Here is a 14,570-nt window from a genome sequence, read left to right on the forward strand (position 1 = left end):
GTGGGACGTGATCGGGCAGGGCGGACGTGCGTACTCAGCCGGTGACAGCAGCCGGGTACGGGGGTCCGCGCAGTCCCACGGAGTGCACGAGGAGCAGGGTGCGCGAGGTGCGCGGCCGGTGCGTGGGCAGCGCCCCGCACCGTACGGAGGCGCTCACGGCCCGGACGACGGCCACCGCGACGAGCAGCGGCCGGAAGGCGAAGGCGCCGACCGACCTGGCCAGCGAGGCCAGCGCGCTCTCGCCGCGCCGCAGCCAGAGCGCAGCCAGCAGCCCGACGGCCACATGCGCGCCGAGCAGCAGCCACGGCAGCGCCGGGGCCGGCGAGTCGAGCAGCGCCACCGCGTCCTTGCCGGGACCGGCCACGGAGGCCAGCGGGGTGCCGACCTGGCCGCCGCAGAGCACATCCACCCCGACCGAGCGCAGCGCGCCCGCGACGGGGCCGCCCGACGGTCCGTAACAGACATGCTGGCCGGTCGTGAAGACCGTGTCGGCGGCCAGTTCGAGCGGGATGAGCACGCCCGCTATCGCCCCGAAGCCCCGCTCACGGCCCGCCAGCGCGAAGGCGACGGTGAAGACGGCGGCGGCGAGCGCCGCCACGGTGACCGGCGGCAGCGGGACCCGTGAGAGGAGCACATGGGACGCGGCGGAGAGGGTCACGACCAGCGCTGTGAAAAGCGCCGCGCGAACCGCCCTGAGCTGCGTCCCTGATATGTCCATCGGCCCCGAGTGTGCCATGGGCGCAGGTAAGAGACCCTTAAAGGTTCCTGAGTCTAGAGGCCGGGAATCCGGCCATTACGGAACAATTCCACGAATACCGCATGGTCACGCCGGGTCTGCGCCCCGTACGCGTGCGCGAAGTCCACCAGCATCTTGGCGAAGCCGTCCTCGTCGGCCGCGATCGCCGCGTCGATGGCGCGCTCCGTGGAGAACGGCACCAGTGAGTGACCGCTCTCGTCGTCCGCCGCGGCGTGCATGGTGGCCGTGGCCCGGCCGAGGTCGGCGACCACCGCGGCGATCTCGTCGGGGTCGTCCAGATCCGACCAGTCGAGATCCACCGCGTACGGCGAGACCTCCGCCACCAGCTGCCCGGCCCCGTCCAGCTCGGTCCAGCCGAGCCACGGGTCGGCGTGCGCCTGGAGGGCGCGCTGCGAGATCACCGTGCGATGGCCCTCGTGCCGGAAGTAACCGCGGACCGCCGGATCCGTGATGTGCCGCGCGACCGCCGGGGTCTGCCCCTGCTTCATATAGATGATCACGTCGTTCTCCAGGGCGTCGCTGTGGCCCTCCAGGAGGATGTTGTACGAGGGCAGACCGGCCGAGCCGATCCCGACGCCCCTGCGGCCCACCACGTCCTTCACCCGGTACGAGTTAGGGCGGCCCAGGCTCTCCTCCGGCAGCGTCTCCAGATAGCCGTCGAAGGCGGCGAGGATCTTGTACCGCGTCGCGGCGTCCAGCTCGACCGCACTGCTGTCGGCGGTGAAGCGGCGCTCGTGGTCCCGGATCTCGGTCATGGAGTCGAGGAGGGCGAATCTGGTGCGCGACCGGGCGGCGCGGAGCGCGCCGAGCAGCGGGCCGGCCGCGGTGTCCAGCATGAACGGCGGTACGTCGTCGTCCTGGGCGCCTGCGGCCAGCACCCGGATGCGCTCGCGGTAGGCCGCCGCGTAGGTCTCCACCAGACCGGTGATCTGGTCGTCACTGAGCGCCTTCGCGTGGCCGAGGAGCGCCAGCGAGGCCGCGAAGCGCTGGACGTCCCAGGTGAACGGGCCCACATACGCCTCGTCGAAGTCGTTCACATTGAAGATCAGCCGGCCGTTGGCATCCATGTAGGTGCCGAAGTTCTCCGCGTGCAGATCGCCGTGCACCCAGACCCGGCCGGTCCGCTCGTCCAGATACGGCCCGCCCTGCGCGCTCTCGCCCAGGTCCTCGTAGAAGAGGCAGGCGGCGCCCCGGTAGAAGGCGAAGGCCGAGGCCGCCATCTTCCGGAACTTGACGCGGAAGGCGGCCGGATCGGCGGCCAGGAGGTCGCCGAACGCGGTGCCGAAAACGGCGAGGATCTGCTCGCCGCGCTCCTCGGCGCTGGACTGCGGGACCGACATCGCGTGTGCCTCCAGGTGCATGACATATGGGACAGCTGTTCCAACGGGGTCAACGCACGGAGCCACCCCGGAGTGCCCCGCGGCTGTCGGTGGGCCGACGTAGACTTCCACGCTGTTCCCCCACTCGTCCCGCAGGAGGCATCCCCGTGACCAAGCCGCCTTTCACGCACCTTCACGTCCACACGCAGTACTCCATGCTGGACGGTGCCGCGCGGCTCAAGGACATGTTCAACGCCTGTAATGAGATGGGCATGTCGCATATCGCGATGTCCGACCACGGCAACCTGCACGGTGCGTACGACTTCTTCCACTCGGCGCAGAAGGCGGGCGTGACGCCGATCATCGGCATCGAGGCGTATGTCGCCCCGGAGTCGCGGCGGAACAAGCGGAAGGTCAAGTGGGGACAGCCGCATCAGAAGCGCGACGATGTGTCGGGTTCGGGTGGTTATACGCATAAGACGATCTGGGCGGCGAACAGTACAGGGCTGCACAATCTCTTCAAGTTGTCGTCGGACGCGTACGCGGAGGGCTGGCTGCAGAAGTGGCCCCGCATGGACAAGGAGACGATCTCCCAGTGGTCGGAGGGGCTGATCGCCTCCACCGGCTGCCCGTCGGGCGAGGTGCAGACCCGGCTGCGGCTCGGGCAGTTCGACGAGGCCATGCAGGCGGCGTCCGACTACAAGGACATCTTCGGCGAGGGCCGGTACTTCCTGGAGCTGATGGACCACGGCATCGAGATCGAACGCCGTGTGCGCGACGGCCTGGTGGAGATCGGCCAGAAGCTCGGCATCCCGCCGCTGGTGACGAACGACTCGCACTACACGTACGCGCACGAGGCGAGCGCCCACGACGCCCTGCTCTGCATCCAGACCGGCAAGAACCTCTCGGATCCGGACCGCTTCCGCTTCGACGGCACCGGTTACTACCTCAAGACGACCGACGAGATGTACGCCATCGACTCGTCGGACGCCTGGCAGCAGGGGTGCGCCAACACCCTGCTGGTCGCGGAGCAGATCGACACCACCGGCATGTTCGAGAAGCGCGACCTGATGCCGAAGTTCGACATCCCGGACGGCTACACCGAGATCACCTGGTTCCAGGAAGAGGTCCGGGTCGGCATGGAGCGCCGCTATCCGGGAGGTGTCCCCGAAGACCGCCAGAAGCAGGCGGAGTACGAGATGGACATCATCATCCAGATGGGGTTCCCGGGGTACTTCCTCGTCGTCGCCGACTTCATCATGTGGGCCAAGAACAACGGCATCGCGGTGGGCCCCGGCCGTGGCTCGGCGGCCGGTTCGATCGTCTCGTACGCGATGGGCATCACCGACCTCGACCCGATCACGCACGGGCTGATCTTCGAGCGGTTCCTCAACCCCGAGCGTGTCTCGATGCCCGATGTCGACATCGACTTCGACGAACGCAGGCGCGTCGAGGTGATCCGCTACGTGACCGAGAAGTACGGCGCCGACAAGGTCGCCATGATCGGTACGTACGGAAAGATCAAGGCCAAGAACGCGATCAAGGACTCGGCCCGCGTGCTCGGCTATCCGTACGCGATGGGTGACCGTCTCACCAAGGCGATGCCCGCCGACGTCCTCGGCAAGGGGATCGACCTCAGCGGTATCACCGACCCGAAGCACCCGCGCTACAGCGAGGCGGGCGAGATCCGGGGGATGTACGAGAACGAACCGGACGTGAAGAAGGTCATCGACACCGCCACCGGTGTGGAGGGCCTGGTCCGGCAGATGGGTGTGCACGCGGCCGGCGTGATCATGTCCAGCGAGCCGATCGTCGACCACGCCCCGGTCTGGGTGCGGCACACGGACAACGTGACCATCACGCAGTGGGACTACCCGCAGTGCGAGTCGCTCGGCCTGCTGAAGATGGACTTCCTGGGCCTGCGCAACCTGACGATCATGGACGACGCCGTCAAGATGGTGAAGGCCAACAAGGGCATCGACCTGGAGATGCTGTCCCTCCCGCTCGACGACCCCAAGACCTTCGAACTGCTCTGCCGCGGTGACACGCTCGGGGTCTTCCAGTTCGACGGCGGGCCGATGCGCTCCCTGCTGCGCCAGATGCAGCCCGACAACTTCGAGGACATTTCCGCCGTTTCGGCCCTGTACCGGCCGGGCCCGATGGGCATGAACTCGCACATCAACTACGCGGAGCGGAAGAACAACCGCCAGGAGATCACTCCGATCCACCCGGAGCTCGAAGAGCCGCTCAAGGAGGTCCTGGGGCTCACCTACGGCCTGATCGTGTACCAGGAGCAGGTGCAGAAGGCCGCCCAGATCGTCGCCGGTTACTCGCTGGGCGAGGCCGACATCCTGCGCCGCGTGATGGGCAAGAAGAAGGCCGACGAGCTCGCGAAGAACTTCGTGCTCTTCGAGGCCGGTGCCAAGAAGGAGGGCTTCTCGGACGCGGCGATCAAGGCGCTCTGGGACGTCCTGGTGCCGTTCGCCGGATACGCGTTCAACAAGGCGCACTCCTCCGCGTACGGCCTGGTCACCTACTGGACCGCGTACCTCAAGGCCAACTACCCGGCCGAGTACATGGCGGCGCTGCTCACCTCGGTGCGCGACGACAAGGACAAGTCGGCGATCTATCTCAACGAGTGCCGGCGCATGGGCATCAAGGTGCTGCCGCCCAATGTGAACGAGTCCGAGTCCAACTTCGCCGCCCAGGGCGACGACGTGATCCTCTTCGGCCTCTCCGCCGTCCGCAACGTCGGGACGAACGTGGTGGAGTCGATCATCCGCTCCCGCAAGGCCAAGGGGAAGTACAGCTCCTTCCCCGACTACCTCGACAAGGTCGAGGCCGTGGCCTGCAACAAGCGCACCACCGAATCGCTCATCAAGGCGGGCGCCTTCGACGAGATGGGCCACACCCGCAAGGGCCTCACCGCACACTTCGAGCCCATGATCGACAATGTGGTCGCGGTCAAGCGCAAGGAGGCCGAGGGGCAGTTCGACCTCTTCGGCGGGGGCGAGGAGGACAGCTCGGAGCCGGGCTTCGGACTCGACGTCGAGTTCTCCGACATCGAGTGGGAGAAGTCGTATCTGCTCGCGCAGGAGCGGGAGATGCTCGGTCTCTACGTCTCCGACCACCCGCTCTTCGGTCTGGAGCACGTGCTCTCGGACAAGAGCGACGCCGCCATCGCCCAGCTGACCGGCGGGGAGCACTCGGACGGCGCGGTGGTGACCATCGGCGGCATCATCTCGGGTCTGCAGCGCAAGATGACCAAGCAGGGCAACGCCTGGGCCATCGCGACCGTCGAGGACCTCGCGGGCACCATCGAGTGCATGTTCTTCCCGGCCACCTACCAGCTGGTGTCGACCCAGCTGGTCGAGGACACCGTGGTGTTCGTCAAGGGCCGCCTCGACAAGCGCGAGGACATCCCGCGCCTCGTCGCGATGGAGATGCAGGTCCCCGACCTGTCCAACGCCGGGACCAACGCCCCGGTGACGATCACCATCCCCACCGTGCGGGTCACCCCGCCGATGGTCAGCAGGCTCGGTGAGATCCTCTCCCACCACCGGGGCAACTCCGAGGTACGGATCAAGCTCCAGGGCTCGCGCAAGACCACGGTGCTCCGGCTCGACCGGCACCGGGTGCAGCCCGACCCGGCGCTCTTCGGGGACCTGAAGGTGCTGCTCGGCCCGTCCTGTCTGGCGGGCTGAGGGCGGCGGGCTGAGGACGCCTGGCTGAGGACAGCGGCCTGAGGAGGGCGGCCTCCAGTAGGACGGCTTCCAGCAGGACGGCCTGAGGGGCGCGCCGTGCACGGCGCGCCCCTCGAACATCATTACCGCGAAGATCAGTTGTGACCGAAACGCTTCTGGTGCTTACGCGCAACATCCGCCGGGCTGCCCTGCGGCATCGACTGCGGCTGGTTCTGCGACTCGAATGAGCTGGACCGGTCGTCCTGACCGCCGCGCTCGGCGGCCGACGAGCGGTCCTGCTGACTGTCGTGCTTATGACGGTTCTTGTGCTTGGCCATGGTGATGCCTCCTTGAGGGGGACTAGGGGCCAGGGCCGCGACCAGATTCACATATCGCACAGACTGCCGCATTTTGGATCATTACCGTGCGTAATAAGCGCTTGTCCCACGCCACTTCGGACCAACTTCGCGTTGCGCCACGCCGATGATCGAGTTCCGGCCGTTAACCCTCGCGTGGTCGGGCAGACTCGAAGGAAACCCGAAGCACTTCCCCTTCTCCCGAGGTACCCGAAAGAGGGTGGATCGCGTGGACCGCTGCGTCGTCCTGGTGGACGCCGGATACCTGCTGGGCGCCGCCGCGAGTCTCCTCGCGGGAGAACCTGCCCGCTCACGCATCACTGTCGACCATGCGGCACTCATCCAGGGCCTGCGCGAGCGCGCCGAGGACGACACCGCACAGCCACTGCTGCGGATCTACTGGTTCGACGGCGCCCCCGACCGGGTGCCGCAGCCCGAACACCGCAGGCTGCGGGTGATGCCGCGGGTGACCGTCCGGCTGGGCGCGCTGACCAGGAGCGACGGTCGCTGGGCGCAGAAGGGCGTGGACGCCGCGATGCACGCGGAGCTCACCGAACTGGCCAGAAATCGCGCCTGTTCGGACATCGTGCTCGTCACCGGCGACGGAGATCTGCTGCCCGGTCTGATGTCCGCGAAGGAACACGGCGTGGCCGTGCACCTGTGGGCGGTACAGGCGGCGGACGGGGACTACAACCAGTCCGAGGACCTGGTCGCCGAGGCGGACGAGCGCCGGGTCCTCGACCGGGCCTGGATCACCAAGGCCGTACGGGCCAAGGAGACCGGCGGGGTCTGCGCGCCCGCGCCCGCCCCCCGCCCGGAGATCGCCGCCATCCTCTCCGCCCCGCTGCCCGAGTCGGCGCTCGCCGCTTCGGCGGAGCGGGCGGCGCAGGCAGCGGCCGTGCACGACGTCCCGACGGAGGGCCCGGCCACCCGGCAGCCCACCGACGAGGAGCGGGCGCACGCGGCCGCGGCCAAGGGCGGTGTCCCCACCCCCAAGGACCTCGCCGGACTGCGCGGCCCCGGGGCCCAGCCCGCCCCGCACCCGGCGAACGCGACGCTGCGCTGGTCATCGGAGCGCGGCTGGATCGAGCGCCCCGGCGGCCAGTCCGGCGAACCGGCCGAGACCGCGTCGCTGCCGACGCTCGCCCAGGTCACCACAGCGGAGCAGCGGTGGGCTGACCGCGAGGAGGACATCACCACCGTCGGCGGTGACCCGTTCGAGGTCGGGCAGGTCTTCGCCAGGCGGTGGATGGAGCGGCTCCCTGACCCGGGCCACGTACAGAAGCTGTCGGGGATGTACCCCCGGATCCCGCACCGGATCGACGGCGAGCTGCTGCGGTACGCGGCCAGGTTCGGGCTGCTCGCCCACAAGGACGACCAGATCGACGAGCACGACCGGTATGCGATCAGGGCCGGATTCTGGCGGGAGATCGATGTACGGGCCGCCGAGCACGCGCCCGCCGCCGAGCAGCCCGGACGCTGACAGCCGGGCCGCCGGCCGCCGCCCGAAGCGGCCCCGGCGCCCTCGCGGGCCGTTCAACCCCGTAGGCTCGTCCCTCGTGAGTACGGGCAATGTGTGCGTGGTGCGCGAGCTGGTGAAGACGTACCCGGCCGCGCGCGGCCGACGGGGGGCTCCCGGCACGCCCGAGGTACGGGCCACCGACGGGATCTCGCTGACCGTGCGCCGCGGTGAGATCTTCGGGCTGCTCGGACCGAACGGCGCGGGCAAGTCCACCCTCGTACGCCAGCTCACCGGGCTGATGCGGCCCGACTCCGGCCGGGTCGAGGTGCTCGGCCACGACCTCGTACGCCATCCCGAACGCGCCGCACGGCTGCTCGGCTATCTGGGCCAGGAGTCCACCGCACTCGACGAACTGACCGTCGCGCTCGCCGCCGAGACCACCGGCCGGCTGCGCGGTCTCTCCGTGCCGGACGCGCGCCGGGAGCGGGACGCCGTACTGGAGGAGCTGGGGATCACCGAGCTCGCCGGGCGGCCGCTGCGCAAGCTCTCCGGCGGGCAGCGCCGGCTCGCGTGTTTCGCCGCGACGCTCGTCGGCGACCGCTCGCTGCTCGTCCTGGACGAACCCACCACCGGCATGGACCCCGTCGCACGGCGCGCCGTGTGGGCTGCGGTGGACCGGCGGCGGGCGGAGCGCGGCGCGACCGTCCTGCTGGTCACCCACAACGTCATCGAGGCCGAGACCGTGCTGGACCGGGTCGCCGTCATCGAACGCGGCCGGGTGATCGCCTGCGACACCCCGGCCGGGCTGAAGGCCCAGGTCGCGGGCGAGGTCCGGGTCGAGCTGGTCTGGCGGGAGCGGGCACCGCTCGACATCCCCGAGGTCGCCGTGCTGCGCGGTTCGGCACAGGAGTCCGGGCGCCGCTGGGTGCTGCGGCTGGCGCCCGACGAGGCGCGGGCCGCCGTCGCGGCGGTGACCGGCGGGCCCGCCTTCACCGCACTCGACGACTTCACGCTGTCCACACCGAGCCTGGAGGACGTGTACATGGCGCTGGGCGGCCGTACGAAAGGGCTGGTGAAGGCGTGACCGCAGTGGTCTCCGCAGAGTCACAGCCGTACCCGGGGGTCCCGCGCGGTGAGTCCCGTGCCCCCGCCGGATCCGGCACCACGGGCGGTCCGGGCCCCGGCCCCGCCGACGCGGACGCCGACGCAGGCGCGGTCACCGAGGCCGAACCGCTGGCACCGCGCGCCCGGATGCTGCCCGCGCTCGCCGCTGTCTACCGGGCGCAGCTGTCGCGGGCCCGCGTGGCGCGCATCCCGCTGCTCTTCGTCGCGACGTTCCAGTCCGTCGGGATCATGATCCTGATGCGCGGGGTCGTCGACGGCGGCGCCGAGGCCCGCGCCGTGGTCGCGGGATCGGCGGTCCTGGTCGTGGCGTTCGTGGCGCTCAATCTGCTCGCCCAGTACTTCGGGCAGCTGCGCGCCAGCGGCGGACTCGACCACTACGCCACGCTGCCGGTGCCGCCCGCGTCCGTCGTGCTGGGGACCGCCGGGGCGTACGCCTCCTTCACCGTGCCCGGCACGGTCGTCACGGCCGTCGCCGGTTCCGTGCTCTTCCAGCTGCCGCTGGCCCATCTGTGGGTGCTCGCCGCCGTCGTCCCGCTCGCCGGAGCGGCGCTCGCCGGGCTCGGCGCCGCGCTGGGGCTGCTCGCGCCGCGCCAGGAACTGGCCACCCTGCTCGGCCAGCTGGGCATGTCGGCGGCGCTGCTGCTCGGCGTGCTGCCGGCCGACCGGCTGCCCGGGCCTATCGCGTACGCCCGTGACCTGCTGCCTTCCACCTACGGGGTGGAGGCGCTCGCCCGTACCTTCGGGGACCACCCCGACTGGTCGGCGGTCGGCGCCGACCTCGCCGTCTGCGCGGCTGTCGGGGTCGTCTCGCTGGCCGTGGCGACCTGGGCGTACCGGCGGGCGGCGGTCCGGTGAGGCGGCACACAGGGCCGCCTGGCACGATGGCAGAGTGACCGCGCCACTGACACCCCCGCACCAGCCGCCGCCGAACGACGACCCGTGGCAGAAGGGTCCTTCGGGAGCCACCCCCTGGCCGGGCCCCGACCGGGCCGGTGACGAGGGTCCCGGGCTCAGGACCGAGCTGGTGCAGGCGGCCGTCGTCGCGGTCGTGCTGGCGGTCATGGGCGTACTGCTCGGGCTGCTGTGGATGTGGCTGGCACCGCGCGTTCCGCTGATCTCCGACGGCAGGATCGTCTACCTCAAGGACTCCGAGGGCGAGCAGGCGATCGGCGGGGACGGCACATTCGCACTGCTCGGGCTGGCCTTCGGCGTGGTGAGCGCGGCCGCTGTCTTCCTCTTCCGCAAGCGCGGCGGGGTGCCGCTGGTCCTCGCCCTCGCGGTCGGCGGCCTGCTCGGCTCGCTGCTCGCCTGGCGTGTCGGGATCTGGCTCGGCCCTTCGCAGGACGTGGTCGCGGCCGCGAAGCACGCGGGCAAGGGCGTCGCCTTCGACGCACCGCTCAAGCTGGCCGCGAAGGGCGCGCTGCTCGCGTGGCCGGTGGCGGCGATGATCGTGCACCTGGGGGCGACCGCGGTGTTCGGGCCGCGGGACCCGGAGCCGGCGTGGGCTCCGCAGTCCCCGTCCGAGCCGCAGTCCCAGCCCTCGTACGGCGGGGACGCTTCGCAGCAGCAGCAGCAGCAGCAGCAGCAGCAGCCGGGCGGCGAGGGGCGCTAGCCCGCCGCCGGCGGCGGGCTAGGCGGCCCGCCCCACCGGCGCGAGCAGGGCCCCGGTGAGACCGGCCAGGTCCGCCGGTGACAGTTCGACCTCAAGCCCCCTGCGCCCCGCCGACACGCAGATCGTGCCGTGCGCCGACGCCGACGCGTCGAGCACCGTGCGCAGGCGCTTGCGCTGGCCCAGCGGGGAGATGCCGCCCAGGACGTACCCCGTGGTGCGCTCCGCCGCGGCCGGGTCCGCCATCGTGGCGCGCTTGCCGCCCACCGCCGAGGCCAGGGCCTTGAGGTCCAGGCTCCCCGCCACCGGGACGACGGCCACGGTCAGTTCGCCGTCCACATCCGCCACCAGCGTCTTGAAGACCCGGTCGGGGGTGACCCCGAGCGCCTCGGCGGCCTCCCCGCCGTAGGAGGCGGCCGCCGGGTCGTGCTCGTACGTGTGCAGCGTGTACGCCGTCCCCGCCGCGGCCAGGGCCGCCGTGGCGGGCGTGCCGCCCGACTGCTGCTTCTTCGCCTTCTTCGCCACGTGGCGCTCCTGGATCCGGTCGGTCCTGGCCGGCTGCCGGCCCGGGGTCAGTTGAGGTGGGTCGGGGCCCGGGTCAGCTCCGTGGCGGGCAGCGACGGCAGATGCCGGATCACCGCGGTCTCCGACCGCAGCAGCTTCAGCTCATCGCGCAGCCGGGTCGCGATGTCCGGCGCTTCGAGCAGCTTCTGCTTGGCCGGTACGTCCAGCACGGCCGCTGCGGCGACCAGGTACGAGACCACCGACGGCTCGTCCGGAAGCTCGGCCCCGGTGGTGAGCGAGCGCTCCCGCGCACCGGCCAGCCGCTTCTGATAGGCGCGGAAGGCGCGCAGCACGCCCTCGGCCAGGGCGCCCGCGTCGTCCCCGGCGTCCTCGGGCAGCTCCTCGACCTCGGCGGTCAGATACGGGCCCGTGGTGTCCAGCGCGCTGATCCGCACCCGCGCCGTGCCGGTGGCGAGCACCTCGAAGCTGCCGTCGTCGCGCTCCCGGATCGTCGCGGCGTCCGCGATACAGCCGATGCCGTGCAGGGCGGTGGCCGGGTCGTCGCCGAACCCGGCGGCCGGGCCCGGCTCGGGCAGCGCGGCGCCGCCGGGCAGTCCGGGCAGCGTCGGCGCCACTTCGGAGCCGTCCCGGATGGCGACGACGGCGAAGCGCCGTGGTTCGGCCTCTTCGTCCACCTTGAGCAGGTCGCGCATCATGGCGCGATAACGCTCCTCGAAGATGTTCAGCGGCAGCACGAGGCCCGGGAACAGCACCGAGTTCAGCGGGAAGAGAGGGAGGCGCGCGGTGGTCACAGCGGTCAAGCGTAATGGCCGCGGGCACCGGTGCGCCCCGCCCTGTCGCGTCGCGCACCTCCGGGGGCGGTCAGCAGGCGTGCCGTGCCGCGCAGTTCGAGGAACAGGCCCAGTGGATCGTCACTCAGCCGGGCCCACGGGAACGAGGTCACATCCGGCCCGATCAGCCGGAACTGCTCCAGCGCCTCGGCCCATCGCTCCCGGCTGATCAGCACGTACACCAGCAGGTTCCGGACCTCGGCGAGCAGCGCTTCACCGGGTCCGTAACCGGCCGACAGGGCGATGGCGCGGTCCGCCGCGCCATCGATCCGCGCACGGACGGCGGCGGGCTGCCCGCCTCCGGCGAGACAGGCGAAGGCCGCGCGGACCGGCAGCGCCCGCACCAGCGATCCGGGTGGTGCGTCGTCGGCGGCCTGCTCCGCGAAGTCGAAGCACTCACGGTGCGAGCCGTGCCACTGCGCCGACAGATAGCGCAGCGCGGCCACATGGCAGCCGTAGTGCCACCGGGAGCGGCGCAGCGCCTGCTCCCAGAGGGCCTCGAAGCCGGTGTGCGTGGCGTGCACACCGCGGGCGTGGTCCAGGGCGATGCGCCACGGCACCGGGTCCCGGGGGTCACCGGCGGCCGCCGCGTCGACCAGCGGGCCGACCTCGTGCAGCAGTTCGGCACGGGCGGGGGAGTCCCAGGCCCTGAGGACCGCGCGGCCTGCGGCGACGAGCAGCGCGTCCGGGTCGCCCGGCGCGGCCGTGAGCCAGCCGGAGAGCCACTCGTCCCTGCTGAGGGCGAAGGCGGCGAGCCGGGTGAGGTGGCGGTCGCGGTCCTCCCAGGCGGCCGTGGCCCGGGTGGCGGCCAGCAGCCGCGCCGCCGGTCCGTGGTCCCCGTCGGCGGCCGCGACCAGGACGGGCGCCAGCCGGGCGTCGGGGACGTCGAGCAGCACCTCGTCGTCACGGTCGGCGGCCGACGCGGCGGCGGAACGGCGCGGCAGGCGGCGCGCCGTTCCGGTCAGGGACCGCAGGGAGCGGGGGACGGCGCGGAGGGAAGGCAGGGCAGTGATGAGGGACATGGTGCGGACCATTGAAAACCGCAGGTGAGGGCGGCGCCAGAGGCAGGAAGTGAAGCTTTCGTATCGGGCTGATGGTTGTACGGAGGGTGGTCAAGGAGAGGCAAAGAGGTAACGGGGGCGGACCGGACTTCCCGGACGCGGACCGGACTTCCCGGACGCGGAGCCGGGCTGAGGGCCGCCGGGCCGGGCTGGAGGGCTTGGGACTACGGGCCCCCGGGCACCGGCCGAGACCCACGGGCTCAGCTCCTGCGCAGCAGCCGGGTGGCGCCCGTCGCGACCGTCGTGGCCAGGATCCAGCCCAGCACGATCAGCGCCGCCGCCGCCCACTGCCAGCCGCCGTACAGCTTCCAGTAGCCGTCCTGGCCGAGATTGATCACCGGGATCAGCAGATCCAGCGCATAGAGCGCCGCGTTCCACTGCGGATGTCCGTCCGCGCTGATCGGCTCCGGGTGGTAGCGCGAGAACGCGACCGTGCCGGCGGCCCAGAGCACCGCCATCCAGAGCGCCGCCCGCCCCGGCCGGTAGCCGTACGCCACCGTCCAGTCCTGCAGATAGCCCCACACCTTGGCGGCCAGCGGCAGCGTCTCGCGGCGTCGGCGCTGCTTCGCCAGCAGCACCTCGCGGGCGTCCGCGTCCTCGCCGCTGTTGCGCAGCACCGACGCCAGCCGTTCGTACGGCTCCGGCGCGTACTCCGGAGTCGCCGCCGTCACCCACTCCAGCCGCTGCTCCAGCGGGAAGTGGCCGACCGGGATGAGGTTCTCGTAGCTGAAGCCGCCCATCGCCAGACCGCCGGGCCCCGGCCAACTGGTCGACATATCGACCAGGTTGACGACCTTGGCCCCCGAGAGCACCACCCGCCCCTGCTCCGGGCGGTCCCCGAGGAAGCGCAGTTCGGGGGTCTGGATGCGGCGCAGCGAGAGCTCCTGGTCGCTATGCATACGGAACTTGGCGCTCCGCAGATCGAGCGCGTCCCCGAACCGCCCGTCGTCCAGCCGTATCCCGCCGACGCACTCGAAAGGCTGGAGCCGCGTCCCGTACGGCGGGGTCGGCCCGGTGCCGTACGGGGGAGTGGTGCCGCCGCCGTCCGGCGCCACCCCGGCCGCCGACAGATAGAGCGTGCGCTCCACCGAGAGCTGCGGGGCGTTCAGCGCCCGCCGCCCGTCCGGATTCAGCAGCCGGCTGCCGTTGAAGCTCAGCGAGACCCCGATCCGCGCCGAGCGCAGACTCACCTCGCCGTGCGACTCGATCATCTCGGCCTGCAGATCCTGCGCCACATACAGTCCGTCGGCCGCGATCGAGCGCCCCTTGCGGTCCGGATGCACCACCATCATGTTGATCAGCAGGTCCGTGCCGATCTGCGCGTCGGTCAGCCGGATACCGCCCGCCACCTGGCAGCGCGGCAGATGCAGATCGCCCTCGGTGTGCAGCCGGGCCGCCTCCAGGCGCGGCATCGCGCAGCCCACCATCCGGACCGTGGTGACCCGGCACTCGGGCAGCAGCACCTCGTCCTCGAACCGGCAGCCGGTCAGCTCCACGTACGGCGTGACCGTACCGCCCGCCAGATCCAGCGCGCCGGTGATCTGCACCCCGGTCAGCTTCAGCGAGGAGACCCGCCCGGCCAGCGCGGGCGGCCCGCTGAGCAGCAGCAGGGCCACGACACGCGCGCGGACCGTGCGCTCCGGGCCCCAGGTCCTGGCCGAGAGCGGATTGTCCATGACGGGATTGCGGGTGCGCAGATCGTACGTACTGCCGTTGCGGAACGCCTCCCACATGCCCAGCTCGGCGCCGGTCAGCCAGTCGGGCGCATGCTCGTCGTGCTGCGCCTCTGTCACTGCCGCCCCTCCCTGCCCACGAGTGATGAAGTGAACGCTAGCGGTCACCT

The 14,570-nt window shown here is 71.3% G+C and carries 12 protein-coding genes; 5 read left to right on the forward strand and 7 right to left on the reverse strand.

All coding sequences use genetic code 11. From position 1 onward, the window contains the following. Window positions 1-34: 34 nt before the first annotated feature. Complete coding sequence (locus tag OG510_RS28830; RefSeq protein ID WP_406140656.1) at window positions 35-718, reverse strand: hypothetical protein; 684 nt, start codon at window positions 716-718, stop codon at window positions 35-37. A 53-nt stretch (window positions 719-771) separates the two neighbouring features. Continuing rightward, window positions 772-2,097: a DUF2252 domain-containing protein gene (locus tag OG510_RS28835; protein ID WP_406142604.1), complete on the reverse strand. Its 1,326-nt coding sequence runs from the start codon at window positions 2,095-2,097 to the stop codon at window positions 772-774. A 146-nt stretch (window positions 2,098-2,243) separates the two neighbouring features. On the opposite strand from OG510_RS28835, the gene dnaE reads away from it, so the two are divergent. Further along, window positions 2,244-5,780, forward strand: coding sequence for a DNA polymerase III subunit alpha (gene dnaE / locus OG510_RS28840; protein ID WP_164266208.1), 3,537 nt, complete (start codon window positions 2,244-2,246; stop codon window positions 5,778-5,780). A 134-nt stretch (window positions 5,781-5,914) separates the two neighbouring features. Here the strand turns inward: dnaE and OG510_RS28845 are convergent, their stop codons facing one another. After that, entirely contained in the window at window positions 5,915-6,097 is a 183-nt protein-coding gene (locus OG510_RS28845; RefSeq protein WP_406140658.1) for a hypothetical protein, read from the reverse strand. 238 nt (window positions 6,098-6,335) lie between these two features. Here OG510_RS28845 and OG510_RS28850 point away from each other — a divergent pair, with 238 nt between their 5' ends. The 4 genes from OG510_RS28850 to OG510_RS28865 all read left to right on the forward strand — a co-directional run bounded on the left by OG510_RS28850 (window position 6,336) and on the right by OG510_RS28865 (window position 10,314). Then, complete coding sequence (locus tag OG510_RS28850) at window positions 6,336-7,598, forward strand: NYN domain-containing protein (protein ID WP_406140660.1); 1,263 nt, start codon at window positions 6,336-6,338, stop codon at window positions 7,596-7,598. Between the two features lie 91 nt (window positions 7,599-7,689). Then, complete coding sequence (locus OG510_RS28855; RefSeq protein WP_406142605.1) at window positions 7,690-8,661, forward strand: ABC transporter ATP-binding protein; 972 nt, start codon at window positions 7,690-7,692, stop codon at window positions 8,659-8,661. Continuing rightward, complete coding sequence (locus OG510_RS28860) at window positions 8,658-9,557, forward strand: ABC transporter permease (RefSeq protein ID WP_406140662.1); 900 nt, start codon at window positions 8,658-8,660, stop codon at window positions 9,555-9,557. The genes OG510_RS28855 and OG510_RS28860 overlap by 4 nt, the downstream gene beginning before the upstream one ends. A 34-nt stretch (window positions 9,558-9,591) precedes the next feature. After that, a complete protein-coding gene (locus OG510_RS28865) occupies window positions 9,592-10,314 on the forward strand; it encodes a hypothetical protein (protein WP_406140663.1) in 723 nt (240 codons plus the stop codon). 18 nt (window positions 10,315-10,332) lie between these two features. Here OG510_RS28865 and ybaK read toward each other — a convergent pair whose 3' ends face one another. From ybaK to OG510_RS28885, 4 genes are all read right to left on the reverse strand, one after another. Further along, window positions 10,333-10,836, reverse strand: coding sequence for a Cys-tRNA(Pro) deacylase (gene ybaK / locus OG510_RS28870; RefSeq protein ID WP_406140664.1), 504 nt, complete (start codon window positions 10,834-10,836; stop codon window positions 10,333-10,335). Window positions 10,837-10,883: 47 nt separating this feature from the next. After that, complete coding sequence (locus tag OG510_RS28875) at window positions 10,884-11,627, reverse strand: LON peptidase substrate-binding domain-containing protein (protein WP_406140665.1); 744 nt, start codon at window positions 11,625-11,627, stop codon at window positions 10,884-10,886. Between the two features lie 5 nt (window positions 11,628-11,632). Further along, entirely contained in the window at window positions 11,633-12,700 is a 1,068-nt protein-coding gene (locus tag OG510_RS28880; protein WP_406140666.1) for a hypothetical protein, read from the reverse strand. A gap of 227 nt (window positions 12,701-12,927) precedes the next feature. Beyond that, window positions 12,928-14,520 carry an oxidoreductase gene (locus OG510_RS28885; RefSeq protein ID WP_406140667.1) on the reverse strand — a complete coding sequence of 531 codons (1,593 nt, stop codon included), beginning with the start codon at window positions 14,518-14,520 and terminating at the stop codon, window positions 12,928-12,930. Window positions 14,521-14,570 lie beyond the last annotated feature (50 nt).

It is taken from the genome of Streptomyces sp. NBC_01089 (genome assembly GCF_045162975.1).
Lineage (GTDB): Bacteria > Actinomycetota > Actinomycetes > Streptomycetales > Streptomycetaceae > Streptomyces.